We start from the raw sequence: 26578 nt of genomic DNA, 5'->3' as shown, positions 1-26578 counted from the left end.
ACAAACGGTCGATCGGAATGAGGGTCAGAAAGTCCGGTACATTATTTGTACCATGTTTCTAGCATGAAACATTAATGGATGATTTACACTATTAAACAAGGCAAAGACATTATTACTGTCTGAATGATGAATAACATCATGGCTGTAACGTCTACTTCGTATGGCCATGTCGAGCGCTTTAACCACATCTGTGGCTTTCATTTCATTACTCACATGATAACCGACTATTTTACGAGAGAAGGCATCAGTGACTAATGATAAGTAATGGGTACCTTCATTTGATTCTACATAGGTGATATCACTCACGAAGACCTCTTCTGGCTTTGAAGGTGGTTTATCTTTCGTTAGGTTAGGATGCTTTTTCATCCAATGCTTACTAAAGGTTGTTTTGGTGTAACTCTTCTTGGGCTTTACGAGTAAACCTTCCTGTCGAAGGTAATCAAATAAGCCATCTCTACCTAATTTGATACCGTGCTCAACAAGCTTGGGTTTGATGAGCTTATACAGCTTGCGCCCTCCCAGTTGCGGCATGTATTGACGCCAATACATTATCCAATCTTTGATAGGGCTCAATTGTGCTCGTTTTATTTCTATGCTCGATACTGATTGATAAACAGATTGTCGAGACATACCAAACAACCGACACGTCGCAGCTAAGCTCACTTCTTTACTTTGCTTCGCTTGCCAAGCGTATCGGATAAGTACTTTTTTCTTAGGCCTGCTCCATATTCTTTGTCCATGATATCAACCATGCCATTAAGTACTTGGTTTCTGATTTTTTCATCTTGGAGTTCACGCTCTAAGCGCTTAATGGTTTGGGCGGGTGTTTCTTTTGATTTAGGCATAAGTGGATGCTGAAATGGCTTCGACCAATCCATTTTACCATGCTTCCTAAGCCAGACTAAAACGGTACTTCTTCCTTGTATACCATAGTGTTTCTGAGCTTGTTTGTAGGTGAATTCGCCTTTTTCTACTAACTCAACCACACTTAATTTAAAGCCTAAAGTGTAATCTCGTTGTGAGCGTCTAATACTATTATTACTTGATGTTTCCATAAAGAAGTCCTCTTTATGTCAACGTATTTCAGGACGGGACATTAATGTTGAAAAAGCCTCGATATCATCGAGGCTTTTTTTGTTGATACTGACCCATTGTGCCCCAGCCTGAATAGCCCTGTCATAATAAGGGACTCAGTAAAACGACATCAATGCACACATTCCGTGTGTTGAGATATTAGCTAATTTACCTTACTGGGTTTTTTAAATAACAATTTTATACCAGTAAAAATGTTATTTTGCCGCCTGACATTGCTAATCAGAATCCGCCAAGGTGTGAGTAGTACATCAAAGAATGAAATCTTATATTCTCGCTCAGTCACACCATAAACTGGTGCTTCACCATTACTACTAATAAATGTGTCGAAAATTTTGTCCCAAATAATAAGTACACCTGCATAGTTTTTATCAATATATTGGGGGTTAGTGGCGTGATGTAAGCAGTGGTGGGTTGGGGTATTAAAAATTTTGCCTAGTGCTTTAAATTCAGGGCCAAGCTCAGTGTGCACAAAAAACTGGAAGGCTAAATTCAGGGCAACAACAGCGAAAACCAATTCGGGCGTGTAGCCCAAGATAACCAATGGAAGCCAAAATATCCACATGCCAACAATAGGATAAAAAAGGCTTTGGCGCATTGCGGTAGAAAAGTTCATATTAGTGGAACTATGGTGCACTACATGGGCGGCCCATAACCAATTACACTGGTGGCTAGCGCGATGAAACCAATAATATAAAAAGTCTTGTAAGATGAAGGCCAAGATTACCCAGCCAAGGCTTAACTCAATGGTAAATATGGCGAAATTCTTGTGCAACCAATAAAACAACGGCATTAATGCGAGCATTGCAAGAATGTCAGCAACTTGGTGTGATAAGGCTAAACCCAAATTCAGGCTAAATTCCTTGAACGAGTAACTCTGTTTACGTTTGCGCAGTTCTACCCCTATAGCAATAAGAAATACTGGGCTTAACAATAGCAATATAAATTCAGCATTTACCACAAAATATCCCTCAACATATAGCTGTCATTTTTACCAATTCAAGAAGATAAGTGACTCTAGCTTAACCTGTTTAAAGGTAACATAACTACTTGTATAGAATATTTTCAATAGCAATTCTAGCCCTAACGTTACCTATTCAACTCTAAGAGAGTCGTCTTGTTTGAACTAAATAGCCTTTCGTTTATCTGCTTAATCCATGATCCAGTCTCCCTGCCAATCTTTATACACCGGGGTGTATCCTTTACTCTTTATGGCCTCATCCACTTCCTTAACCGAACGCTCGTCACTGATATCAAACTGCTCTAGCTGGCTCGCTGGCTGAGCATAGCCACCAGGTTCAGTGGAGCTGCCGGCACTCATATGGGTAATACCCAGTGGAATAAGGTTATTGCGAAATTGGCTTGTTTCACGGGTGGATAAGCTAATTTCCACGGCTTCATTGAATAGGCGAAATGCACAGATTAGTTGTACGAGTCCGGTGTCAGAAATAGGCACTTTGGGTTCAATACCGCCACTGCAAGGCCTTAACCGTGGCAATGATATACTGTATTTACTGCGCCAATAGCGATTCTCTAAGTAGGCCAGATGATGTCCCATTACCAGGGCGTCAATTCGCCAGTCGTCCAAGCCGAGCAATACTCCTAAACCAATTTTATCCACATTTGCCTGAGCTAATCTATCTGGACTGTCTAAACGATTGAAAAAGTCCGACTTTTTACCGCGGATGTGATGCTTAGCGTAAGTAACGGGGTGATAAGTTTCCTGATACAACATTACGCCATCTAATCCAAGACTTACCAGCTGTCTGTATTGATCGGTTTCTAAAGGTTGCACTTCTATAGATACATGGCTGAAGTGGCGTTTGCATTGGGGCAAAACCCGAGCAAAATAGTCTAGGCCTACTTTACGTTCGTGTTCTCCTGTTACCAAGAGAAGAGAATCGAAACCACGGCTTTTAAGAATTTGCATTTCCTGCTCTATTTCTTGGCTGTTTAGCACTTTACGTTTGATTTTATTGCTTAGGGTAAAACCGCAGTAATCGCACTCATTGGCACACAGGTTAGACAGGTACATGGGCGCGAATAACTGAATATTGTGGCCAAACCGTTGTAAGCTGATTTGTCTGGCTTGTTGGGCCATTTGTTCTAAGTATGGGATGGCGGCAGGGGACAACAACGCCATTAATGCATCAAGATCCCCGCTGGGGTGGCGCAGAGCAGATTCAACATCCGCAGAGGTAGTGCTATTTAACGATAGTTGTAATTCGATTAAATCTAATTGCTTAAAGGTATCAACAAAACTCATTTAAAAACCCCGTTAATGGACTTGTATGGCTGGCTTGTTTAGATACCTGTCCTAATCCTGCATGATAGGCCTTGCGTCCAGTGATAACGGCTTGGCGAAAACACTGGGCTATACTGACAGGTTGTTGGCTTGCAGCGATCGCCGTGTTGACCAAAACTGCATCAGCACCCATTTCCATTGCGGCTGTGGCATCTGATGGGCTACCTAGCCCCGCATCAATAACCACTGGCACCTGGGCTTGCTCAATAATCATCTGTAAAAATGTTTTGGTCAGTAAACCTTGATTACTACCAATGGGGCTGGCTAAGGGCATAACCGCCGCACAACCAATCTCTTCTAAGCGCCGACATAACACGGGATCAGCATGTACATATGGCATCACTACAAAACCTTTTTTAACTAAGATTTCTGCAGCCTTTAGGGTTTCTATTGGATCGGGCATTAAGTACTTAGGATCTGGGTGAATTTCCAATTTTATCCAGTGGGTGTGTAACATTTCTCGAGCTAGTTGAGCGGCAAAAATTGCTTCTTCTGCATTACGCGCCCCAGATGTGTTGGGCAGTAACTTCACACCCATTTGGGTTAAAGGTTCTATCAGATTGTCGGTTCCACGTTTTAAATCCAGGCGTTTCATCGCTAGGGTGACCAACTCAGTTCCTGAAGCTTGCAAGGCTTCTAACATTACCTGACTACTGGAAAATTTCCCGGTGCCACTAAATAAACGAGATGAAAAACGGTGTTGTGCAATGGTTAGCATTATTAACCTCCGGCTACAGCACTAAATATTTCAATCTGATCATTTTCATTACATACACTTATTGCCCACTGACTTTTGGGTACCAGGTGTTGATTGTGTACTGCTGCAATGTTGTCTAGTTGCAAGTTGAGGGATTGGATACTAAGCGCTAAAACTTGTTGTAAATTACTATTTTTATTGACGTGTACGGGAAGATCATTGACATATAGGGTGATCATAAGTTTACCTTCTTTGGACTGATTTGATGGGCTGAGGAAAGCTGATTTTCTGATTGGGATGGCCAATGTCCACAACTTTTACACTTTGGATCTCGGTGACGAACAAACTGTCGCCAACTGAGTTGTAAGCCATCAAAAATGTGTAAGTATTTAAGCTCAGTGTCTAGTCTTAAGATGTGTTTTATCGTTGTTAGTGCTTGCATACTGGCCATGGTCGCAACGGTAGGACCAAGCACGCCCAGATTGGCACACCCTTGGGGATTTGCATTGCTACCAAAAAGACAATGGTAGCAACCACTTTGAGGTGCAACTTGACCATCAATTACCAACAATTGGCCGGAAAAAGCGGCAACTGATGCGCTGATCAATGGAATAAAGTGAGTTGCACACCAAGCATTTATTAACTGCCGTGTGGGCATGTTGTCTGTACAGTCGAGCAAGATTAACTGACCGTTTTGATGGGCTTGTTGCAGTTCCGCATTGGTGTGCAATAGTTCCTCAGCAAAAGAATAAGTAAACTTTTCGCAAAAATAGCGTACTTGAGTATCGCTATTCATTGCTATCACTTTTTCAGCTGCGCAAATCGCTTTGGGTTTGCCTATGGAAGTTACATCAAACAGAATTTGTCTGGGCAGGTTCGACAATTCAACCAAATCGTCATCAAGCAAATAAATATGTCCGATTCCTGCCGCAGTTAATTGTTGGGTAACATGACAACCCAAGCCACCCACACCAACGACAATAACATGCTGATTGAGCAATTTTTGTTGACCATATTCACTAACTTGAGACAATAATATTTGCCGATAATATTGCATAAACTGATTGTCGTTTAATGTCTCTGTCATACCTTTGTCTGCCATTTTTGTTGCAGTTCCTGCCAAATTTTTGCGGGATCAATTGCAGTTTCGATTGCGCGCACAACTGCCACGTCTCCCACTTGTGTTTGTTTAACTGCACCAAGGTTGCTGTAATCAATGCCGCCAATGGCAACTAGGGGCAAGCGATCAGCCAGTAGCGCGCAATACCTTTGTAATTTTTCCAGCCCTTGGGGTTGCGAGGGCATTGATTTGGTTGGGGTGGAAAAAATATGGCCGATGGCCAAATAACTGGGAGACAATTGTTGCGCCAACAGCAATTCAAAATATCCATGGGACGATATTCCCAGTGCTAAACCAGCTTCTGCAATTTGAGATAAATCCGCCTGCAACAGATCTTCTTGGCCTAAATGAACACCAAATGCATCATGTTTCATGGCTAATTGCCAATGATCGTTGATAAATACCTGTGCTTGATATTGTTTGCCTAGTGCGACCGCTGCTTGTATCGCCTGTTCAATTTGATGATCAGACTGATAAGTGCTGTCTGCGGCTTTCAAGCGCAATTGCACGGTACGAGCCCCAGCTTTTAGCACTTGTTCGAGTATGCTGACCGATTTGGTCACCGGATAGACTTGCAAAGGCTGTTTGACCCTTGCAAAACTAAGGTCATCTGCTTGGTTTACCCGAGGGTAATTGGGCAGAATGATGATGGGAAAATGCCTAAGGTCTTCTGGCCAGGCATTGCGGGCTAGGACCCCAGGGCCTTCTCCTACTGGATACCCATTGGTTAAACCTTGATGAACATAGGCTTTAGCCACCACAATCGCATCCAGTAATGGATATCCCAGAGCCATTGCCGTGGCTACGGCGCTAGATAGGGTACAACCTGTTCCATGATTGTGCTGGGTGACTACACGGGGACTGCTAAATCCAATTCGCTGATGTTGATGCTGAGGTGAGGTAAATGCTATGTTTTTGGCCACTAACCAATCGGTTGCGAAGCTGTTTTGAGTCGATTGGTTGAGAGTCCTTTGGTTTTGCTCAGGACTGAATGGGGAGTCTCCACCTGTGAGTAGAATGTTGCAGTTTAGAAGATTGCCAAGCTTTTCAAGATCAGTGAGTGGATCTTGATGAGTGGGGGTTGGTATATGGCATAACTCCAGTAGTGTTGCTAATTCATAATTGTTAGGGGTTAGCAAGCTTACGGATTTTGCCAATTCCAGATATGCCGAATGCGCCTTTTGTTCATTGTTGGTAGTTAACGACTGGCCGCTGGTGGATACCATCACCGGATCCCAAATCACTGGAATCTGTAGATTATTGGCCTGCTCATAAGGTTTTAGGCTATTAGCAAGCCATTCACTGATGCATAGCATTTGCTCGGCATTGGCTAACATGCCGATTTTGATGGCTGCGGGGGGCATATCATCTAATAGACAGTCTAATTGCTTTATGAGCATTGCAGTGGGAGTCGCAGTAATCCCTTGTACTTGCTGTGAGTTTTGCGCAGTGATGGCGCTCACTACCGTACATGCATGTCCTCCTAGGTCGTGAATGGTTAAATTATCCGCCTGTATGCCCGCTCCACCGCCACTGTCAGAGCCAGCAATAGACCAGACTATGGGGCGAGTTTTGGCCTGCGCTACATTCGCGCCATTGTTCTTCGTTAAATAGACACCCATGATTTCCTTCATGGCCGAGCTTACATAGACACCCATGGTTTCCTTCATGGGCGAGCTTACATAGACACCCATGGTTTCCTTCATGGGTGAGCTTACATAGACACCCATGGTTTCCTTTATGGGTGAGCTTACATAGACACCCATGATTTATTCAGATTCGGTAACTGCTCGGTCGTCAATGGGGGTATAGAGTTGGGCTCCTTGAGCTTTAAATTCTTCTGATTTTTGTGCCATTGCTGAGTCGATTTCTTGTTGATTCAGTCCTGCTTTACTCAATTTCAGTCGAGACGCGTCTTGTTCGATCTGTATTTTTTGCTTCGCGGCATACTCGCGTACGTCTTGGGTGATTTTCATGGAGCAGAATTTGGGGCCGCACATGGAGCAAAAATGTGCCACTTTAGCTGACTCTTGAGGCAGACTTTCATCGTGATATCGTCTGGCGGTGTCGGGATCTAAGCCAAGGTTGTATTGGTCTTCCCAGCGGAATTCGAAACGGGCTTTAGACAATGCATTATCGCGAATTTGTGCACCCAAGTGGCCTTTGGCTACGTCAGCCGCATGGGCTGCTATTTTATAGGCTATCAAGCCTTGCTTAACATCTTCTTTATTGGGTAAGCCTAAATGCTCTTTTGGGGTGACATAACACAACATTGCGACGCCATACCAACCTATCATCGCTGCGCCTATGCCTGAGGTGAAATGGTCGTAGCCTGGCGCTATATCCGTTGTTTGAGGGCCAAGAGTGTAAAAGGGCGCTTCGGCACAAATTTGCAATTGTTTGTCCATATTTTCTTTGATCAATTGCATAGGAATATGGCCAGGGCCTTCAACGATAGTTTGCACATCATATTGCCAAGCTATTTTGACTAGCTCTCCCAAGGTTTCTAATTCGGCAAACTGGGCTTCGTCATTCGCGTCGGCGATACAGCCCGGGCGCATACCATCCCCTAAAGACAGGGATACGTCGTAAGCGGCGCACAGTTCGCAAATCTCCTGGAAATGTTCATACAAAAAGCTTTCCTTATGATGGAATAAACACCATTTAGCCATAATTGAACCGCCGCGAGACACTATGCCCGTGAGCCGTTTTGCGGTCATGGGCACGTAACGAAGCAGTACGCCGGCATGAATAGTAAAGTAGTCTACTCCTTGTTCGGCTTGCTCGATGAGAGTGTCACGGAATATCTCCCACGTAAGGTCTTCTGCAACGCCATTTACTTTTTCCAGGGCTTGGTAAATGGGAACTGTGCCAATTGGGACAGGGGAGTTGCGGATAATCCATTCGCGGGTTTCGTGAATATAGCGTCCAGTGGACAAATCCATCACAGTGTCGGCACCCCAGCGTGTTGACCACACTAGTTTTTCAACTTCTTCTTCGATAGAGGAAGTGACCGCAGAGTTACCAATATTAGCGTTTACTTTGACTAAGAAATTACGCCCGATGATCATGGGTTCGGATTCGGGGTGATTAATATTGGCTGGGATAATGGCACGACCTCTGGCTACTTCGTCACGCACAAATTCGGCGGTAATAGGTTTTCCGACCATTGCTCCAAAAGCATTGCCTTGGGCTTTTTGGCATAACACAGGATCGCTGACATCTTCTCTAGCCATATTTTCACGGATCGCGATATATTCCATTTCTGGAGTAATGATCCCCGCTTTTGCATAGTGCATTTGGGTGACCGCTTTACCAGGTTTGGCTTTTAGTGGGTTCACCGAGCGGTTAAATCGCAAATGCTCTAAATCATCATCGCCGCTGCGTGCTTGGCTAAACTCAGAGCTAACTTGCTCTAGCTGTTCGACGTCTCCTCGGTGCATAATCCAATTGTGGCGAAGCTTACTTAAACCTTGGTGTATATTAATTTTTGCCGCAGGGTCAGAATACGGCCCTGTGCAGTCGTATACTAAAATATCTGGATTTTGTTCGGTGATAGGCGCGTCTTTACTGCCACCTAAAATAGTCTCTGTCTGGGATATTGCACGCATACCAACACGAATATCGTGTAGATCACCTGGCACATACACTTTGTTCGAGTTGGGATAAGAAAAGGGTGTAAAGTTATCAATAAATTGTTTCGCATTAGCGCGAGTTTGACGACGATTTGACATTAGCAATCTCTCATATTGTTAAAAAATGAAGTTGCTTGTCTGGAGAGGTTTGGTGTTGAAAAGCGCCAATTATCGAAAAGGGCAGGTTGCTTCTAACAATTCAGAAGATTACCCCAATTGGCAAAATAAGCTGTAAAACTAATCAGCAATAAAAGCACGTTAGTGGTTACAGCATTACGCTTGTTTCCTTCGCGGGTATTAGCCCGATCAGGTTCAACGGATCCCGAATTAACGGTCTCAGCCCACACTACTTAGTAACCTAAATGGTGCTAGCACTCCGACAAGAGGCACTAATATAAACACACTAATGAGATTTAACAAGGGAATTATTGAGTAATAAATTTATCTTAGATTGAATAATGGTTGGCTTAGATTAAAGCTAATAAAGCGATAAAATCGAAGCCCTTTCTATTCATTTTAAAGGACTATAGAGCTATCTGGTGTTGACGGTTTCTAGTTGAAAATGAGGAATGAGCATACAAAAAGCCCTCGTTTTACGGAGAGCTTATTTGCATTTTTAGTTTACATCATCCCTTTAGAGTCGAAGGATGGAGAAGAGAACGAAGCTTTATTCTTCATCGTATTTTATATACTCAAAATCATGCTCAGATTTTGACATGTTGAATGAATACATTTCAGATAAAACATGAATTCTGAAATCACGTTCAACCACGGCTTTCCAGGGGCGAACACAAATGTAATGAGTAAGACGGCGGCACGAACGACTTTTGGTCATGATATTTCGGGCTATTTCCCAAGCGCGGTCTACAATGTTTTCACGTTCAACCACTTCGTTAACTGCACCCAATTCTAAACAAGTTTGTGCATCCATGGCTTCACATGTCAGCATCATATAGTTGCCACGTTTTACCCCTAAAATCTCTTGTAAACAAAGACCCATACCATCACCAGGTACATGGCCACTGTCCATGCCGTAATGGTCATCCTGTAATACGAAATCAGGTGTACACAGTGTAATGTCGCTCATCATACACATTTCCCAGTGGATCCCTTTACCGTTAATCACTGCGATGGTAGGGATTTCCAAATCATTGATAAAGTTCTCAACAATTTTAAGGGTATCGTATATTTGCACATCAAAACGTTTGTCATCATCTGGTGATTGCTCAACTTCTTTGAATGATTCAACATCCCACTCGTTAATCCACTTATCGTCAGTCGACGTTAAAATTAATACTTCGTTTTCTTTGTCGTGACCGATGACTGTCCACAGTTCTGCAAGGGCATGGTGGAACTGATAGCTCCATTTTACCGGGCCGTTTTTGGTGTGCATTTTCACTTCGAGAATGCCATTTTCCCGCTTGAACTTGAAAAAGTCCTTAAACTTTTCGCTATATTCTTCTAATTTAGGTACTTGATAATATTGATTAATAGCCATTATGTTGTCCTCGTTAGGTTGCGATTTTCGCTCAATTAGTTAGTGTTTGTTTCGCTTTCGCGACTAAATGTTCACGTACGCGATTGCGCACTTCGTCTGCGGCTTCAGGCGTCCATTGGCGAAAACCGCCACCCGTCTTCATGCCTAATTGTCCAGTTTCAACTCGCTCAACCAATGTGGATTGTGGCGTTGCACTGGTATCTAGTGATGGATAAATGGTTGTTAGAATGCGCAGGGTGAGATCCAGTCCCACTAAGTCAGATTGCTCAAGGGGCCCCAGCACAGCTAAGCGCTGACCAAACCCATGTTTAACCACATCGTCAATGGTCTGCGCATCACAGACGCCTGCTTCTAACATGGCAATCGCTTCACGTTTCATCGCGTGTTGCAGACGATTGCCGATAAAACCTGGAATATCCCGCTTAACATGGACTGACTTCATGCCCACACTATCAAGTAGCGCAATGGTCTGTTCTATGGTGCTTAGGCTAGTTTCATCTCCTTGCACCACTTCAACCAATCTCACTAAGTGTGGTGGGTTCCAGAAGTGGGCCCCTACAATGCGTTGTGGATGGGAAATGCCTTTGGCAATCTCCGAAATGGGGATAGCTGAAGTATTACTCGCTAATATGCATTCCGGGCCGCTAAAGCGTGCTAGTTGGGTAAAGATATCTCTTTTTACATCGAGTATTTCTGGTCCTGCTTCGATGACCAACTTAGCGCCTTCCACCGCGGGTTGTATTTCTGTGTACAGGCTTAAAAGATCACCCTTGTCATAAGGTTGTTCAAGCAGTGTGAAAATATCACTAATTTGCTGCTCAGCTTGCTCGAGCACTTGCAAATTGGGATCAACTAAATTGACTGGATAGCCCGCGGCTAAAAAGCGCTGAGCGATACCGTGTCCCATTAAGCCAGCACCAATTACGGTAACCTTAGGTTGATCTGCCATTTTCATTACCCCGCTGTAAAGCCGCCATCAACGTACATAATTTGGCCTGTACAAAAGTTTGATGCAGGCGACAAAAGATATAACGCCATACCCACTAAATCTTCAGGTTCGCCAAGGCGTCCCAAAGGTAAACGTGATAAAGAACGCTGCTTAGTTGCCTGTCCTAGTTCGTTGTCTTCGTCAAACATCCAAGCGGTGAGTTTTGAGCGAAATACCGTGGGTGCAATAGAATTGACGTTGATACCGTGCTGTCCCCACTCGGTGGCGAGCACTTTGGTTAACATATCGGTAGCGCCTTTGCTGGTGCAATAACCCGTGTAGCCTGAAATATTGCCGTGGCGGCCGCGCACCGACGACACCATCACCACTTTACCGCCAGTTAAGTTATTGTTGATGCGGTAGGTGCCGTAGGCTTTCGCCATGAACCAATTACCTCGTACATTAGCATCCATAACGGCCTGCCAATCTTCGTAGTCCTGTTCGTGAATAAAGCCGGCTTTGTTGTAACCTGAGCCGATGAACATCAACTCAAGGTCACCATAAGTTTTAACCGCAGCGTTGACCATGGCACTGGCATCTTCTAATGAGTCTGGACGCAAATTAAGGGTTTGCACAGTGCCGCCCACTTCTCTGCATTCTGCAGCAACGGCTTCTAATTCTTCTTTGTTGCCCGCCACTAAGGTCAACTTAGCCCCAAGAGAGGCTAAGGTGATGGCCACAGCGCGACCAAATGCGCCGGATGCACCCGTAATCAATGCAGATTTGTTACTCACGTCAAACAACGACAATGGGTTTTTTAAGGTTTCAGAAATCATAATGTGATGCTCCTAATTGGAAATGACAACAAGTATCGTAGCGACCTTGTTAGTGCGATTCTCTACTGCACGGAGTTCGTTGAATTCAATTAAACAGGAATCTAAATGTCCAAGGGTGGTTTCTTTTTGGACACCATCTTCTTTGGTTAATATTGTGATTTCACCGTCAAGTACGATATAGGCTTTTTCATTTGGAGAAGATGCCCACTCTGCGCCACCACCGGGTAAAAAATAAGATAAACAACAGCTAAACTTTTCAATCTCAGTGGCATCTGCGCCTTGTAAGCGTAAACCTGCCATATCCCAATGCTGTTTCGCTTCGTAAGTTTTTGCATCGCTTAATTTAGTTACTTGCATAATCGTCTCCTTTATCGATCACATATGATTGTTCGGGATCTACAATGGCTACAAGTCGAATTCCACAGCCATCGCCACCAGGCCAGCGCCATGGGAAGCCCATGAAAGTGCAACGTTTACCCGTGACTTTATCGATGTCTCCACCAACGTTTTCGATACCCGGAATCCCAGCGGCTAACAGAGCTTTGTGTGACGGTTCCCAGTGTGGGAAGTCTTTCATCACATCTCGCCCCGTTTCTTCTTTATATTCTTTGAATAAGTGGTGGTGAGTGGGGCCAGGACCATGATCAACCAGCTTGGTACCTAGGGGGTGATCTAGCGCCTGCACATCTATGCCTAATAGTTTGATTTTATGTTCAACTAACCATTCAGCACCTTCTTTATAAAGGCCTGGGGAATATTGAAAATATTCATCATTATCTCCCAAGTTTTTGTGGCTGCCGGTGTTGATTATGACAATGTCGTTTTCACGGATCTGTGGTCTGGCTTTTTCTAAATCTTCGGGTGTGACCACACCCCATTTACCCTTTGGAATAGACACAACAACGCCCGTTCCAAAAAAGCGCCAGGGCTCGAAGTCATCTAAATGAGGGGCATTTTCAGTAACATGAATGGGCGCATCCATATGGGTGCCGCGGTGCATAATGCCCTCCCATTCAAGCACTTGACAGCCGTTCATGGCATGAAATTGTTGGGTGCTAATGGCAATTCCTTTAGGGCTAGACGGCCATTGAGGCATACCGTGTCCCCAACGATTACTTAAATCAAAAAACTGTAAACCTTGTGTTGTTTGTGACATTACGCTCTCCTTATTCCTGATTCGTACCGGATTCGATACGGTATTGCCCACTTGGATCTGAAATTGCCATTAAACGAATTACGCAAGCGTCGCCTTCGTTCCAGCGCCAGGGCATAGCATGAAATGTGGTGCGTTTACCGGTGACAGCATCAAGATCGCCACCCACATTCTCGATAGTTGGAATACCGTTTTGTAACAATAGTTTGTGAGCGGGTATCCAATCTGGGAAGTCTTCTGTTGCACTACGGCCAGTTTCAGTTTCATATTCTGGCGCTAAGCGTTTCATGGTTGGGCCGTTTCTGTGCAGTCCCAATGAGGTAGCAAGCGGGTGGTCAACTTGGGGTGTATCAACACCTAACATTTTGATTTTTTTATCCACAAACCATTGTGCGGCATCTTCTGTCATACCTGGAGAATGTCCAAAGTATGCTTGGCTGTCAGCGTAAAGGTGATGCCATCCTGTATTGATTAGTACGATATCGCCAGAATTGATATATTGGTCAAATGCGGCTAAATCGGCAGCGCTAATCTTTTCCCATTTTTGTTTAGGAATAGAAAGGACGACGCCAGTTCCCCAAAATGTCTCAAGGGGTAATTCACCCACGCCTTTTGCGCCGGACACTAAATGTATCGGTGCATTAACATGAGTCGATGTATGAAAAGTAGTTTTAAATTTTTGGCTCATCACACCGTGTTTCGCATGGTTCACGGAACGGTATAAGATAAGTTCGTCGTGTCCAGGCAAAACGGGTTGGTTGTGGTGCCATGGGTGGCTCAACTCTACAAATTGAAGGCCAGTGTTTGGTTCTGTTTTAACGGTCATTTTGTTATCCACAGTTGCAAGGTGTGAAAAGAGTATTGCACGGGAAAAGGGACGCTTCGACAGGGTTGTCTTAACTATTGAAACACTATTTAAATTTAAATGGTTTTTCCCCTTAGACTGCAGAATACTTGGGTTGAAGGCAATTTATTGTCCGTTTTAAACTTAAGGGAGTTACAATTATGCAACAAATATCACCAGCATCTTTATTTAGCCTAGATGGCAAGTCAGCCCTCGTAGTTGGTGCTACGGGTGCGTTGGGATCTGCGGCGGCTAGAGCGTTGGCAGCAGCAGGTGCAAACATTACATTAACAGGCTCGAATAGTGAGACACTGTCTGCCCTAGCAAAGGAGCTTGAATCATACTCAGTGGATGTTTCCTATTTTGTTGGTAGACCCGAAAATGAAGAAGCAGTAGCAAGCATGATTAAGCATGCAACACAAAAGCACCCCCTAGATATTCTTGTCTGTGCTTCGGGCACCGCTGTAGTCAAACCCATCGCAGAAATGAGCCCAGCAGAGTTTGATAAAGTCATGGATGCGAATGTTAAACAAAGCTGGTTGGTGTCACGGGAAGCCAGTAAAGTGATGACCGAACAAGGTCGCGGTGGAAAAATCATCTTAGTGTCTTCGGTGCGCGCCCAATTTGCCACGGCAGCAGGAACTTCAGCCTATGGAACCTCAAAAGCGGCGGTCAATATGTTAACCCGTTCTTTAGCGGTGGAACTAGGGCCACATGATATTTGTGTTAACGCTATCGCTCCTACGGTATTTCGTTCGGCTTTAACTAGCTGGTTGTTTGAACCTGAAGCTGCCGATAAGCGGGCCGATGTGTTAAGTCGGATCCCCTTGGGTCGCTTAGGGGAGCCTGAAGACTTCAATGGCATCTTTATGTTTTTAGCATCCGCAGCTTCAAACTTGGTGACCGGTGAAGTGATTAATATTGATGGCGGATTTTCGTGTAATTAACGATATTGAAGAATGCCCAAGCGTACTAGCTCGGGCACAACCCGCTGATTAAACGCGGGTTGACTTTGAGTAATAATGGAAACGAACATTTGTTTATCTATAGGTTGTCCATTGGCGTCGTGAAACGCATTGCGCAACTCGCTCATTTGATCCCATGCTGAGCCAACATCACCAAATACTAATGCCCACAAATATAATCTATCTTTTATAGGCAGTAGTAATCGCGTACCTATAACCGGCGAGGCCAAAGGGCGTCCGTGTTCTAGGTGGATGTCTTGTTTAAGCAGCGTCTGATTTAAAACTGAAGGCATATACAGACTACCTTGTTGCAATGGGGCTTCAACAGGGTTCGCTAAAGACATCACTCTGGTTGCTAATAACTGGTTGATTAGTTTCTCTTTTTCTAAGAAAGCATGGCCAGTTTTTTGTTGATATTGCTGGCAAAAATGGGCTACTAATTCATTAATAGTGGAGCAATGTTTATGTTGTCTGAGCAAGGATATGATGCTCGGAGTGAGTAAACTTGCTGCTGGAAATTGGGCAGTAATACCTTTTATCACGGCATCACTAAGTGCGCCAGGTGCAAAATAAAAATAACAGTCACCGACTCTTTGCAAAATCGATGTAGTCGATGGTTTGCAACCCTTACAATAAATGTCTTTTCGCTGTGCCACATTCCAAGCTATATCTTGTAGCATTTGGCGAGTTGCCGTTGAAAATTGTTGACTATTTTTAGGCAATCCTAAATGGGCTGAAAATTCCTCGAGGTTGTGATGAAGTCCTGCACTGCCGACGAATGCAAGGCCGACATCTTCTGCCTTGGCTATAATGTCACGACTCCAAACACTGCGAGCTTGCAAGTTGAGCACTTCGTGAGCTTCATCTTCTGGAGGATTGGCTAGTAATCTATCAAAGCGTTCGTTCGCCTGGCTATTTTGCTGAAAAAACTGGCCATTATTACTTTTAACTTCGGCAAGTAACTGACTTGCCCCTTTTAGTTTTTCAGCACTGCTGCCGGAATATTCACTAGACAACTGCTGTAACATGCCATACAAAGTTGCGTTTTGAGTAATACCTGGCAAGGCACAATAATCTAGGAAAAATAAGCCACCTTGTGCCAGCGCGTGGTTGGCAACATCAAATAATGCAGCTTGGCGGTTTTCATCAAGCCAGGAATATACCCCACTAGCAGTACAGTAATCGAAACCGGTTAAATTCAGTGCCGAGGCATCAGCTATATCGGTGCAAATAAAGGTGAGATTATCTAACTTCCCTTCACGAGCTAATGTTTGACCTTGTTCAATGTGAACGGGGTTGATGTCTAAGCCAACAAACTCAGCGTCAGGATAGGCATCTGCAAGAAGTGTCAAGGTGTGCCCGTTGCCACAGGCTAAATCTAGATATCGAAAATGGCCGCTATATTTAGCGGCATCCCAACCCGATAGAAGGGCGGCTGTTGCTAAGTGAACAGGTGTTTGTAATGCACCAAAATCTGAATTAAACGCGACGTCTTGAGTGTATTCTGAGTTCATTACTGCACCTGTATTTTAATTGTTATTTGGCTGCTTCCACCCAAGGCACTCGGGTTTCTGGTTTGCGGATATCGTAGACAAATTTGCCATCCGGTCCATAAAATAAGGATTCTGGAGGTGGCCCTTTCGCCGCTTTGGACGGTTGTGCGCTTTTAGTCATTAATTGTTGCGACAGTTTCGACACTATATCTGGGTGCATTGCCGCTAAGTTATGTTGTTCAAACTCATCTTCTAAAAGATTAAATAACAAGGTATCGCCACCATCATTTAACAATTTAAAAGGCCACTGATAGACCGCTTTTGATTTTGCGGTACCAATCACTATGGTTCTGTCGGTATTCTTTGCTGTTCCCGTTTCTAGCAGTGAAATCATACTTTGACCATTAAAATTAGCGGGATCATATTGGATGTTCGCTGCATCTAATAATGTGGGCAGCCAATCTTGGGTGAATAGAGGCGTATCTGCGATTGTCTTTTTCGCAAAACCTGCGGGCCAGCGTACTATTGTAGGCACTCGAACCCCGCCTTCATAGGCGCTGGCTTTACCTTTCAACAGTTGGCCATTACTTGCTCCGGCGTGTAAGTTACCGCCATTATCACTCATAAATACCACTAGAGTATTATCGGCAATGCCTTTTTCCTCAAGTGCTTGTAACACTTCCCCAATGCGCTGGTCAACGTGTGATGTCATATCAGCAAAGACTCTGCGATCAGCCGATTCAATGGCGCTGTAGTCGTAAATTGGCTCAGGTACGTACTGCAAAGGAGTGTGGGGGGCATTGAGGGACAAATACATAAAAAATGGGGCATCATTTTGATAGTTCTGTATTTTTTCAATTGCCTTTTTGGCTAACAAGTCGGTGGCATGGCCTTCTTCTCTAAGTGATGTGTCATTGTGCTGCCAGTCAAGGCCACCAAAATAAACATGAGTATAGAAATCCACAAAACCACCTAAGAAGCCGTAAAAATCATCGAATCCTCGGTTATGGGGCATGGCTGATTTTTTAGCCATGCCTAAGTGCCATTTACCCACCATCCAGGTTTGATAACCTGCTTGTTGAAACATTTCAGGCATAGTCGTCAAGTGTTCAGGTAACATGGCATCATTTTCCATTGGTCCATCAATACCAAATTCTAAAGGATTTTTACCGGTCATTAGTGCAGCCCGAGTGGGGCTGCAAATGGGGTAAGCATAACTATGATTAATCACCACGCCTTGTTCGGCTAGGGCATCAATATTGGGTGTGTTAATTTCCGAGCCCAAATACCCCACATCACCGAAGCCCAAATCGTCCAGCAGAATAAATATGATATTCGGTTGAGCGTTGGCTTGTGGCGCAATGTCCGATTCAGTTTCTGTTTTAACACAGCCGTTAATACAACAAGCTAAAATCAGTACACCCATTAGATGTAATACAGATTTAGTTATATTCATGTTACTTAATACCCCTAGCGTGCTAATTAAAAGAAGCTGTATGACAAATTGATACCAGCGGTTCTTGGTTCACGAAGTCGAACACTGGTGTTGTAATACATACCTGCTATGCGGCCATCGAAAAAGCGTACTGCGCCAGCCGGAGAGTCTTCATCAAAAAGGTTGTTAACATACAGTTCAACAGACCAGTTGTCAGCTTGAATTCCACTGCGAAGGTTAACCATCGAATAAGCGGGCAAATAATCGGTGTTTATTTGTTCAACATAACGTTTCGAGCGATATTGATAATCGATACGACTGTATGACACTAAGTCTTGATTGAGCTCTACCGTGTAGGTTGCATTTAATGAGAATGTGAAGCGAGATAACATAGGGGGCGCGTTACCGCCAATGGTTGCCGCACAGTTGTATGGTTCAGTGGACGTTGCCGCTACGCCGTAATCTAACGGAATTGGCGAACAAGCATCATCTTTAAATTCAAGTCCAGTGTAAGATATGGCGGTGCCTATATCTAGATAGTCAATGGGTTGCCACTCACTTTCGAATTCTATTCCTGCGCCGTCTAAATCACCGGTATTTAAAAATAATCGAGAGTAGTAATCATCTGCAGTGGTTCCATCAGCTAAGATACCATCAGAAGGTGTCCAGTTAGCTGTAGCGGGTTGTACATAACCTTCCCAGTCCAAATAGTATAGAGCTAAAGAATATCGGAAGTCATGATCAGGCAGGTAGCCTTTCATACCAAGTTCATAACTAACAATTACTTCTTCTTCATAGGTTTGGAATGCGTCCAAATCGAAATCTTCTTCGGCAGCGGTTTGCAGTAATATTGGGTCAAGGGCATTGGCATTAAAGCCAGCCGGGTTGGTACCGCGAGCAAATTGAGCGTAGACGTTATTATTTTTGTCTAGTTCATAACTAAGGGCAATACGAGGTTGGAAGGATTTCGTATCGCTGTTTGATTCAATGTCGGTTTCAGCGCCTCTAGCGGCATTTTCTGGATAAACACTGTCGATCTCATCCGATTGATAACGACCTTCAAGTGAACCGGTTAAACGGTCGGTAAATTGATAACCAACGTTAAAAAACAAACCGATATTTCTTGCGCCTTCGGAATATAAATCCATAACAGCGCCAGTGGATCTGTTGGCATAAACGGTATTCAAATAATCATATTCATATAACGATGCACCCACTAACCAATTTAAATCACCTTCATCTGACGATGCTAAACGCACCTCGGCATAACTCTCATCGCTTTCTGGAGAAGAGCCAACATGGATAAGCAGAAGATCGTCATAGGAGTCTCGATCAAACCAGGTATCGCCCTCTTCATCAGTTACCGCACCCAACACGGTTAATGCCATACCATTGTCAAACTCAACTTCCACTGAACCTTGAATTCGGTCGCGGCTAACTCGCGTTCCTGGATCCAAGATTGGATTGGCCGCTGAATCGAAATTGTAATCAAAGTAAGGTTCGATATGGTCAATTTCACCCATGATCACACATGAGTTTGTACCACCGTTGATGCTACATAACCCGTCACTGTCTAGAGCGTAAGGTTCTAATTGATCCAAGTTGGCGAACAACACCGCAGTATGACCATCATCGATTTCTTGGTTGATATACATCAATTCCGCTTTGATATTATCAGTTGGTGTATACACAAATTTTACCGAACCTAGGGTATCTTTTTTGGCTCCGAGTTGGTCGCCAGATGTAGTGACCCATTCACTAGGACCGCCATAACTGTTTGATTCAAGTGTTACCGCTACCGCCAGCTTATCCTCCACTAAAGGAGAAATAAGGGATAGACTGATATTTTTGGTATCATCTGTACCTAGGGTTGCTCTCACATCAAACTCTAAATCACCGAGGGGATCGGGATCACGGGTAACATAGTTAATTGCACCACCAAAGGTTGAACGTCCGAATGCTGCACTTTGTGGGCCACGCAAGACTTCAACTTGTTGTAGGCCTGCAAATGAGCTCATGCCTTGTGCGCCGACGATGGGAATACCATCTATAAAGGTTGTGACCTTGGCTCTAATTGAAGAGTTTTCAGTGGAACCTACGCCGCGAATCGCTGGTTTGTTTGCGATACGGCTTCCGTCTGCGTTGTTTTCTACACCGGGCATTAATGCAAACATGCCAGTAATATCGGAAACACCTGCCTTGGCCAATTCATCTCCACTCATAGCGGTAAGTGATACAGGTACATCTTTTTCTTGCTCACCGCGTTTTCGAGCAAAAACAACAATTTGTTCAACGGCTTCTTCTTCCGTGAGATTTTGTTGTTCTTGTGCAAAAAGTTGAGTGTTACCAACTACCGGATTTAGCAAAAGCGTACATACTGCAAGTGCTAGGGGGTTTCTTTTAAAACGTCTTTGTACATCATTACTCATAAGTACTCCTCAATGCGCCATCGCATTTTCGTGAAACGATCAATGTAATAAATTTGTTAAATCTAGGTTACGAATGGTCGATTCTCCGGTCAATGGATGTGTTTCACATATTGAAACGCTTTGAAAGTAAACTCAGTCCCGTGCTGTGGCGCTATTTGCACATATTCCTGCAAGGTGTCTCATATAGTGATACGCCAGCCTTGCTGCTGAATCCTTTTCAGCCTTACTATTGTTAACGAAACTTTAACAACTATAAAGCAACATTCGGAATATTATTCATGATCTCTCAACAACTAAAAAATATAAAACGCGTAGCCGTTATTGGTGCTGGTGTAATGGGTCAAGGAATTGCGCAAGGCTTTGCTCAAGCCGGTTTAAAAGTCGATGTATACGATATTTCGGAAGATGCTTTAGGGCGTTGTGAAAGCGGCATCAGTCGTAACTTGGAGCAGTTCCAAACACATGGGCTTATTGCTGAGAATAAAGTAGAAATTTTAAAACGGATCAACTACACAGCGACAGAAGATGTGGCTAAACACCTGGAGTATTGTGATGTAGTTGTGGAAGTGCTGCCTGAACTTATCGATCTAAAACAACAATTTTTCGAGAAACTCGACGGCTTGCCGGAAAACATTATTTTGGCCACTAATACTAGCAGTATGACAGTGTCAGATGTGGGCGCAAAAATGACGACTCAACACCGTTTAATTGGCCTTCATTATCTTAATCCGGCACATATTATTCCAGCTGTAGAAGTACATAAATGTTCGCAAACCTCTCAGCACACCATTGATCTTACCCTTGCCCTAATGAAAGCCATTGGTAAACAGCCGGTATTGGTTAGAAAAGAAATTCCGGGTTTTATTATCAATCGACTTACTGGTGCTATGGAACGGGAAATTGATTATTTGCTGGAGCAAGGCGTTGTGTCACCGGAAGACTTAGATACTGCGGTAAAGGCCAGTTATGGTTTTAGGCTTGCTTGCCTAGGCCCTATGGAGGCCGAAGATATGATTGGTCTTGATACCGCAGCGAGAGCGTCAGCTAACATTTTCCCTACCCTCAGCAAAGCTGATTTACCCTCTCAACAACTCATCGATAAAGTTGAGCGTGGAGAATTGGGATTAAAGTCGGGTGAGGGGTGGTATCAATATGACCAAGGTCGCGGTGAGAAAAAAGTGGCTGTTAATAACGAACGTTTGTTGCGCCAACTTAAGCTTTTCATTGAAAACAATTAACCCCCAGAATGCAAACAAAGCATACTTTTTATTGACGACAAATACTATTTTGCAAGGAGTACACCTGTGAAACTCATTTCTTTTTCTGTTGACTCGCCCTTTGGACCGATTAACCGCATAGGTGCGCAATTGCACGAGTATGTTGTTGATCTTAATTTCGCATACGCGTTTTTCTTAAAACAACATACTGGGTCTGAACGCTGCCAAGAAATTGCTGATGCTGTGGTTCCTGCTGATATGCTACTACTTTTACAAGGCGGCGCTTACAGCATGGACGAAGCGAAAAAAGGCTTTGAATTTGTAAAAAGTCGTTATGCGAATAATCAGCCAATGTTTGGTCCGGAAAATCAACCTTTGCAGTTATTAATGTCGCAAGTGACACTGCTTGCACCGGTTTTAAAACCAAATTCAATACGAGATACCATCAGCTTTGAAACCCACGCCAAGAATTTTGAAAAGCGCACGGGTAAGCCTATTCCAGAGCTTTGGTATCAGCAACCACTTTATTACAAAGGCAACACTAGTACGGTATGTGGTAATAACAGCGTGATCCCTTGGCCCAATTACACGAAGAAACTCGACTTCGAATTGGAGTTTGGTATTTACATTGGTAAAACTGGACGCAACATACGTGCTGAGGACGCAGCTGAATATATTGCGGGATACACCATATTTAACGATATCAGTGCAAGAGATGTGCTTCAGCAGGAAATTACCATGTTGCTGGGACCTGCCAAAGGAAAAGATATGGATATGGGAAATGTAATGGGACCTTGTTTAGTCACACCAGATGAACTTGATCCTGCAAATCTAAAAATGGAAGCTCGCATAAACGGTGAAACCTGGTCGCAGGGTAACACCTCTGATATGTACTGGAGTTTTGCTCAGATCATAGAGCATGTATCAAAGTCTGAGACATTACATCCCGGCGACTTTATTGGTTCTGGCACCATTGCCTTTGGTTGTGGTGATGAACTTGAACGCTGGATAGAGCCCGGTGACAATATTGAATTAGAAGTTGAAGGCATTGGAATTCTTCGCTCTCAAGTCGGCTCACCTGAGTAAATATAACACTTTCACAAGCCCTAGAGTGTGTTTGCCTGTCGCGGAATAAGCCCTGCGACGGGCCTTTTTTATTTAGGTGCTTGGGCAATTTATTGTGACTTATTCACCCCTAACGATGACCAAGATATAATTTTATATTACAAAGTGTTCACAATTTAAATACACTATATAAACTATTTGTCTCATATATTGAGACATCTTTATTGCGGAATTTGGTGTCCTCAGTAATATCGGTATAACTAATTTTAGGGGGCACTATGAAAGAATGTGACTCATCGTCTACCGTAGACAAAGCAATTCGTATTCTGATTGAACTGGCTAAAGAAAACCAAGAAGTGGGTACAACAAGTCTGGGTAGAAAGTTGGATATTCATAAAGCTACGGTTTCTCGATTACTGATGAAATTGGCGGAACACGAATTCGTCTATAAAAACAAAGAAACTGGCAAATACTGGTTAGGACCAGCCATCTATCAACTTGCTATGACCATGGCCGACGTAAATTTTGACGAGATCTTACATCTTGCTAGACCTCATATAGATGAACTTCGTGATGGATTACAAGAAACAGTTACTTTGGAAATATGGTTAGGTAATTCTACCGTGCCAACGTATTCCGCACCTTCTAATTTGCCATTAAAAGTGGTTCTTCCGCCGGGTGAAGTTTTACCTCTGCACACTGCAGCGGGGGCTAAAGCCATTCTTTCCTATATTCATGATGAACGGGTCGATATGTTGTTGAAAGGGGAGCTTGAGAAAGTCACCCCGAATACCATCACCGACAAACAACAATTACGCGAGCGATTAGTTGAATACAACAAGCAAGGGTATGCCACCGACAAAGAAGAATTACATTTGGGGATATGTGCTGTCGCAGTGCCAATCTTCAATAGTATTCGTCAGCCCATTGCTGCAATTGTGGTGTTAACGCCATCCTCTCGCTTTAGCCAAAAGCTAGAGCCTTCACTAATCAGTAAGTTAAAAAAGAAAGCCGCTGTGATAGGCACGGAGATGATGAAGCGTGGAATCAGATACTAAATTAAATAAACAAAATCCCTTTTTGGATGGTACTCATGATCCGTCATTGATAAGTTGGCTTGATAGTGCCAATGGCCATCCTCTTTTTTCTATTCATAATCTGCCGTTTGGGGTTTTTAAGGATAGCGACGGGGTGCGTAAATGCTGTGTCGCCATTGGCGACTATGTGATCAATTTACATGGGCTTTGGGCTGAGCGTCCATTTACCGGACAAGGGGAAGTGGGACTCGAAGCACTCACCGATACTTCATTAAATCGTTTTATGTCATTGGGGCGTGAGGTTTCTAAAAAGTTTAGGCAATCATTATCACAGGCCTTAACCCTTGGCTCTGATTGCGAGCCGCTAATTAGGCGCGCTTTATTGCCTATGTCAGATGTGAGTTTATGTCTGCCTTGTCAGATTGGGGATTACACGGACTTCTACACCTCTATCCATCATGCCACATCAGTTGGAAAACTATTCCGACCGGATAATCCATTGTTGCCAAATTATCAATGGTTACCCATAGGCTATCATGGCCGAGCATCAAGTATTCATCCATCGGGCACTATGGTTTATCGTCCCGTTGGCCAGTGTTTAAATCCTGATACTCAAACCCCTGAATTAAAGGCGACAGCTAAACTTGATTATGAAGTTGAGTTGGGCATATTCATTGGGCAGCCAACGCGCGCCTTCGAAGCGGTAACTATTGAACATGCTGAGGAACACTTTTTTGGGGTGTGTATGCTTAATGACTGGTCGGCACGGGATATCCAAGCCTGGGAGTATCAACCATTAGGTCCATTTTTGTCTAAGAATTTTATGACAAGTATTTCCCCTTGGGTGGTAACGGCGGAAGCCCTGGCTCCATTTCGAGTCCCTCCAACACACTATGCTAACAGACCGAAAGTGGTGACACTGGAAAGCAACGAAAATAGTGCTTTTGGGGGCATCAATATTCAAATGACATGTCAGATTAGCACTGCACAAATGCGGAAAAATGGCATCCCTGCAATAAAACTCAGTCAAACCAGTTTCAAGCATGCATTTTGGACCATAAATCAAATGATCAGTCACCACACTCAAAGCGGTTGCAATCTAAATTCCGGCGACCTGCTAGGTTCTGGTACACAATCTGGTCCCAATGCAGAAGAAGCGGGCTCATTAATCGAGATTACGCGGGGAGGGCAAGAGGTGATTGCCCTTCCAGAGAATGAATTCAGAGGGTTTTTAGAAGACGGAGACGAGATCGAACTGAGCGGATTTTGTGAGTCAGAAAATGGCCTGCGTATCGGACTGGGAACCGTTGTTGGACGCATTGCTCCTGCACTTTCTTCCGCTAATTTTAGTCAACAAGGGGGAGTGTAAATCTATGAATATGTCGCTTATTTTATGTGTGCTGATTTACGAACTTGTTTTGATTGGTGGCGTTGGCTATTTAGTTGCCAGACAAGCAAATAAAAGCACCGTAGCCCACGACGCGGAATTTACCCACGGTGGACGCCAATTAGGAGTTACCGTGATAGCGGCAACGTTGGCTCTGACGGTTTTGGGAACGCCTCATATTATGGGCATATTCGAAATGTCGTGGGATATGGGGGCTACCGCCCTGTGGTTTTCTATTGCTCACGTTATTCTGCTGGTGGTGGTGCGTTTAACCACGGGGTTGTGGATGCGTCGCACGGGAGTGAATTCCGTTCCTCAATTGCTGGAAGACCTTTATAACCCGGGCATTCGAGTGGTTGTTGGCTGCGTGATGGCAGGTTCAATTTTTGGGGTGTTAACGCTTGAGACCCAAGGTCTAGCAATTCTACTTTCTGCGATGACGGGGTGGGATGTGCAATACAGTGCGATTGCTGGTGGTGTACTAGGCATTTTGTATGTGGTGTTAGCTGGGATTAAAGAAGTGGGTTGGATTAACGTCGCCAATGCCATCATCATGTACATTGCCGTTATTCTGGCGACCATATTTATCGCTTTTCAGCTACCCAACAATGACTTCAGTTCCGTATCTGAATTTTATGTTAGCAGCGGCAATGAAGCGGCTCTATCTGTTTTTGGTTCCTCACATTTACTATGGACTTTTGCCTTTGGACTGGTTGTTGCCTTGGTGTTTAGTCAGCCAGCTAATCAACCCTTATTGCAGGTGTGTATGAGCGCAAAAGATGAGCGCACAATTGTTAAAGCGCTGTGGATTGCAGCACCAGTAAACGGGATGTTTGGTGTGTTTATTTGTGTCATTGGGCTGACTGCCAAATCGATTCCTGAATTTGCCGCCCTTGGCCCGAAAACCGCTGCAACATCGATGTTGGTAAATATGTTGCCTGATTGGCTGGTGATCCTGTTACTTGGTTCGTTTATGGCAGCAATATTGTCTTCGTTTGCGATGACAGCGTTAGCGCCGGCTACTATTTTTAGTAATGATATTTATCGACGATTTTATCGTCAAAACGCCACTGAAAAAGAGATCGCTAAGGTGACCCGAATTGTTATTGTTTTATTATCTTTGGTGGCGATTTTAGTGGGCTCATTCTTGCCACAAATTCTCGCTTCAGTGGGGTGGGTGCTGGCTTGGCTAATGCCGGTGTTGTGGTTGATTCTAAGTGGTCTATTTTGGAAACGCTCAAGCTTAGGTGCGGCAATCACATTAGCTTTTGTATGGTGCGTTAACACTATTTGGTCCTTTACTAATTTACCCCAGATACTAGGGCCTGTTGATCTTTCGTGATTGGTTTTTGAGCGGCATGGTAAAGAGTTATAATTTGTTTCGCCAAAAATAAACTAACAACTCAATACCATGCCGAGACTAATGCTAACTGATCAGCGGT

At 43.9% G+C, this 26578-nt stretch carries 22 protein-coding genes, 1 pseudogene and 1 riboswitch; of the genes and pseudogenes, 6 read left to right on the top strand and 17 right to left on the bottom strand.

Annotated elements, in window-relative coordinates; genetic code table 11:
• Positions 1-117: 117 nt before the first annotated feature.
• The 14 genes and pseudogenes from ACYVIL_RS17120 to ACYVIL_RS17055 all read right to left on the bottom strand — a co-directional run.
• Positions 118-1055: pseudogene (locus ACYVIL_RS17120) on the bottom strand (IS3 family transposase); the annotation flags it as partial.
• 182 nt (positions 1056-1237) lie between these two features.
• Positions 1238-2053, bottom strand: coding sequence for a sterol desaturase family protein (locus ACYVIL_RS17115; protein WP_460313692.1), 816 nt, complete (start codon positions 2051-2053; stop codon positions 1238-1240).
• 189 nt (positions 2054-2242) lie between these two features.
• Positions 2243-3358 carry a 2-iminoacetate synthase ThiH gene (thiH, locus tag ACYVIL_RS17110; protein ID WP_460313690.1) on the bottom strand — a complete coding sequence of 372 codons (1116 nt, stop codon included), beginning with the start codon at positions 3356-3358 and terminating at the stop codon, positions 2243-2245.
• The gene (locus ACYVIL_RS17105; RefSeq protein WP_303475551.1) at positions 3345-4115 is read right to left on the bottom strand and encodes a thiazole synthase; all 771 of its coding nucleotides are present in this window, start codon (positions 4113-4115) and stop codon (positions 3345-3347) included. The genes thiH and ACYVIL_RS17105 overlap by 14 nt, the downstream gene beginning before the upstream one ends.
• A gap of 2 nt (positions 4116-4117) precedes the next feature.
• Positions 4118-4333: a sulfur carrier protein ThiS gene (gene thiS, locus ACYVIL_RS17100; RefSeq protein WP_303475548.1), complete on the bottom strand. Its 216-nt coding sequence runs from the start codon at positions 4331-4333 to the stop codon at positions 4118-4120.
• On the bottom strand, positions 4330-5196 hold the full coding sequence (locus tag ACYVIL_RS17095; protein WP_460313687.1) for a HesA/MoeB/ThiF family protein: 867 nt from the start codon (positions 5194-5196) through the stop codon (positions 4330-4332). The genes thiS and ACYVIL_RS17095 overlap by 4 nt, the downstream gene beginning before the upstream one ends.
• Positions 5178-6980 (bottom strand): thiamine phosphate synthase, encoded by a 1803-nt coding sequence (gene thiE, locus ACYVIL_RS17090; protein WP_460313685.1) that lies wholly within the window; start codon positions 6978-6980, stop codon positions 5178-5180. Before thiE ends, ACYVIL_RS17095 begins: the two co-directional genes overlap by 19 nt.
• Positions 6981-6983: 3 nt before the next feature.
• Positions 6984-8948 (bottom strand): phosphomethylpyrimidine synthase ThiC, encoded by a 1965-nt coding sequence (thiC, locus tag ACYVIL_RS17085; RefSeq protein WP_460313683.1) that lies wholly within the window; start codon positions 8946-8948, stop codon positions 6984-6986.
• 167 nt (positions 8949-9115) lie between these two features.
• Positions 9116-9238, bottom strand: a riboswitch (TPP riboswitch).
• A gap of 278 nt (positions 9239-9516) precedes the next feature.
• The gene (locus tag ACYVIL_RS17080; protein WP_303476733.1) at positions 9517-10347 is read right to left on the bottom strand and encodes an enoyl-CoA hydratase/isomerase family protein; all 831 of its coding nucleotides are present in this window, start codon (positions 10345-10347) and stop codon (positions 9517-9519) included.
• A 31-nt stretch (positions 10348-10378) separates the two neighbouring features.
• Entirely contained in the window at positions 10379-11296 is a 918-nt protein-coding gene (locus tag ACYVIL_RS17075; RefSeq protein ID WP_460313681.1) for a 3-hydroxyacyl-CoA dehydrogenase family protein, read from the bottom strand.
• A 5-nt stretch (positions 11297-11301) separates the two neighbouring features.
• The gene (locus ACYVIL_RS17070; RefSeq protein ID WP_460313679.1) at positions 11302-12111 is read right to left on the bottom strand and encodes an SDR family NAD(P)-dependent oxidoreductase; all 810 of its coding nucleotides are present in this window, start codon (positions 12109-12111) and stop codon (positions 11302-11304) included.
• A 12-nt stretch (positions 12112-12123) separates the two neighbouring features.
• Positions 12124-12468, bottom strand: a complete 345-nt coding sequence (locus ACYVIL_RS17065) for a cupin domain-containing protein (protein ID WP_303476726.1) — start codon at positions 12466-12468, stop codon at positions 12124-12126.
• A complete protein-coding gene (locus tag ACYVIL_RS17060; RefSeq protein WP_303476723.1) occupies positions 12455-13267 on the bottom strand; it encodes a cyclase family protein in 813 nt (270 codons plus the stop codon). The genes ACYVIL_RS17065 and ACYVIL_RS17060 overlap by 14 nt, the downstream gene beginning before the upstream one ends.
• A gap of 10 nt (positions 13268-13277) precedes the next feature.
• The gene (locus tag ACYVIL_RS17055) at positions 13278-14090 is read right to left on the bottom strand and encodes a cyclase family protein (RefSeq protein ID WP_460313675.1); all 813 of its coding nucleotides are present in this window, start codon (positions 14088-14090) and stop codon (positions 13278-13280) included.
• A 179-nt stretch (positions 14091-14269) separates the two neighbouring features.
• Between ACYVIL_RS17055 and ACYVIL_RS17050 the strand changes: the two genes are divergently transcribed.
• A complete protein-coding gene (locus ACYVIL_RS17050) occupies positions 14270-15055 on the top strand; it encodes an SDR family NAD(P)-dependent oxidoreductase (protein WP_303476717.1) in 786 nt (261 codons plus the stop codon).
• Here the strand turns inward: ACYVIL_RS17050 and ACYVIL_RS17045 are convergent.
• The 3 genes from ACYVIL_RS17045 to ACYVIL_RS17035 are packed head-to-tail and all read right to left on the bottom strand — an operon-like array spanning position 15052 to position 20430.
• Positions 15052-16587 carry a methyltransferase domain-containing protein gene (locus ACYVIL_RS17045; protein WP_460313673.1) on the bottom strand — a complete coding sequence of 512 codons (1536 nt, stop codon included), beginning with the start codon at positions 16585-16587 and terminating at the stop codon, positions 15052-15054. The genes ACYVIL_RS17050 and ACYVIL_RS17045 overlap by 4 nt on opposite strands.
• A gap of 22 nt (positions 16588-16609) precedes the next feature.
• Positions 16610-18022 (bottom strand): arylsulfatase B, encoded by a 1413-nt coding sequence (locus ACYVIL_RS17040; protein WP_460313671.1) that lies wholly within the window; start codon positions 18020-18022, stop codon positions 16610-16612.
• Positions 18023-18048: 26 nt separating this feature from the next.
• Positions 18049-20430, bottom strand: coding sequence for a TonB-dependent receptor (locus tag ACYVIL_RS17035; protein WP_460313669.1), 2382 nt, complete (start codon positions 20428-20430; stop codon positions 18049-18051).
• Positions 20431-20708: 278 nt separating this feature from the next.
• On the opposite strand from ACYVIL_RS17035, the gene ACYVIL_RS17030 reads away from it, so the two are divergent.
• The 5 genes from ACYVIL_RS17030 (at position 20709) to ACYVIL_RS17010 (ending at position 26478) form a co-directional block, all read left to right on the top strand.
• On the top strand, positions 20709-21668 hold the full coding sequence (locus tag ACYVIL_RS17030; RefSeq protein ID WP_460313667.1) for a 3-hydroxyacyl-CoA dehydrogenase family protein: 960 nt from the start codon (positions 20709-20711) through the stop codon (positions 21666-21668).
• A gap of 66 nt (positions 21669-21734) precedes the next feature.
• Positions 21735-22733, top strand: a complete 999-nt coding sequence (locus ACYVIL_RS17025; protein WP_303476702.1) for a fumarylacetoacetate hydrolase family protein — start codon at positions 21735-21737, stop codon at positions 22731-22733.
• A gap of 257 nt (positions 22734-22990) precedes the next feature.
• Positions 22991-23770, top strand: coding sequence for an IclR family transcriptional regulator (locus tag ACYVIL_RS17020; protein ID WP_303476699.1), 780 nt, complete (start codon positions 22991-22993; stop codon positions 23768-23770).
• On the top strand, positions 23754-25118 hold the full coding sequence (gene fahA / locus ACYVIL_RS17015) for a fumarylacetoacetase (protein WP_460313664.1): 1365 nt from the start codon (positions 23754-23756) through the stop codon (positions 25116-25118). Before ACYVIL_RS17020 ends, fahA begins: the two co-directional genes overlap by 17 nt.
• Positions 25119-25122: 4 nt before the next feature.
• The gene (locus ACYVIL_RS17010) at positions 25123-26478 is read left to right on the top strand and encodes a sodium:solute symporter family protein (protein WP_460313662.1); all 1356 of its coding nucleotides are present in this window, start codon (positions 25123-25125) and stop codon (positions 26476-26478) included.
• Positions 26479-26578 lie beyond the last annotated feature (100 nt).

The sequence above is a fragment of the Aliiglaciecola aliphaticivorans genome (assembly GCF_054782055.1).
Note: the sequence above shows the minus strand (reverse complement) of the source record. Positions and strands in the feature narration are given on the sequence as shown.

Excerpts from the sequence above, each read along its gene's own strand:
- thiH (WP_460313690.1), bottom strand. The coding sequence starts at position 3,358 with ATGAGTTTTGTTGATACCTTTAAGCAATTAGATTTAATCGAATTACAA.
- ACYVIL_RS17105 (WP_303475551.1), bottom strand. The coding sequence starts at position 4,115 with ATGCTAACCATTGCACAACACCGTTTTTCATCTCGTTTATTTAGTGGC.
- thiS (WP_303475548.1), bottom strand. The coding sequence starts at position 4,333 with ATGATCACCCTATATGTCAATGATCTTCCCGTACACGTCAATAAAAAT.
- ACYVIL_RS17095 (WP_460313687.1), bottom strand. The coding sequence starts at position 5,196 with ATGGCAGACAAAGGTATGACAGAGACATTAAACGACAATCAGTTTATG.
- thiE (WP_460313685.1), bottom strand. The coding sequence starts at position 6,980 with ATGGGTGTCTATGTAAGCTCACCCATAAAGGAAACCATGGGTGTCTAT.
- thiC (WP_460313683.1), bottom strand. The coding sequence starts at position 8,948 with ATGTCAAATCGTCGTCAAACTCGCGCTAATGCGAAACAATTTATTGAT.
- ACYVIL_RS17080 (WP_303476733.1), bottom strand. The coding sequence starts at position 10,347 with ATGGCTATTAATCAATATTATCAAGTACCTAAATTAGAAGAATATAGC.
- ACYVIL_RS17075 (WP_460313681.1), bottom strand. The coding sequence starts at position 11,296 with ATGGCAGATCAACCTAAGGTTACCGTAATTGGTGCTGGCTTAATGGGA.
- ACYVIL_RS17070 (WP_460313679.1), bottom strand. The coding sequence starts at position 12,111 with ATGATTTCTGAAACCTTAAAAAACCCATTGTCGTTGTTTGACGTGAGT.
- ACYVIL_RS17065 (WP_303476726.1), bottom strand. The coding sequence starts at position 12,468 with ATGCAAGTAACTAAATTAAGCGATGCAAAAACTTACGAAGCGAAACAG.
- ACYVIL_RS17060 (WP_303476723.1), bottom strand. The coding sequence starts at position 13,267 with ATGTCACAAACAACACAAGGTTTACAGTTTTTTGATTTAAGTAATCGT.
- ACYVIL_RS17055 (WP_460313675.1), bottom strand. The coding sequence starts at position 14,090 with ATGACCGTTAAAACAGAACCAAACACTGGCCTTCAATTTGTAGAGTTG.
- ACYVIL_RS17050 (WP_303476717.1), top strand. The coding sequence starts at position 14,270 with ATGCAACAAATATCACCAGCATCTTTATTTAGCCTAGATGGCAAGTCA.
- ACYVIL_RS17045 (WP_460313673.1), bottom strand. The coding sequence starts at position 16,587 with ATGAACTCAGAATACACTCAAGACGTCGCGTTTAATTCAGATTTTGGT.
- ACYVIL_RS17040 (WP_460313671.1), bottom strand. The coding sequence starts at position 18,022 with ATGAATATAACTAAATCTGTATTACATCTAATGGGTGTACTGATTTTA.
- ACYVIL_RS17035 (WP_460313669.1), bottom strand. The coding sequence starts at position 20,430 with ATGAGTAATGATGTACAAAGACGTTTTAAAAGAAACCCCCTAGCACTT.
- ACYVIL_RS17030 (WP_460313667.1), top strand. The coding sequence starts at position 20,709 with ATGATCTCTCAACAACTAAAAAATATAAAACGCGTAGCCGTTATTGGT.
- ACYVIL_RS17020 (WP_303476699.1), top strand. The coding sequence starts at position 22,991 with ATGAAAGAATGTGACTCATCGTCTACCGTAGACAAAGCAATTCGTATT.
- ACYVIL_RS17010 (WP_460313662.1), top strand. The coding sequence starts at position 25,123 with ATGAATATGTCGCTTATTTTATGTGTGCTGATTTACGAACTTGTTTTG.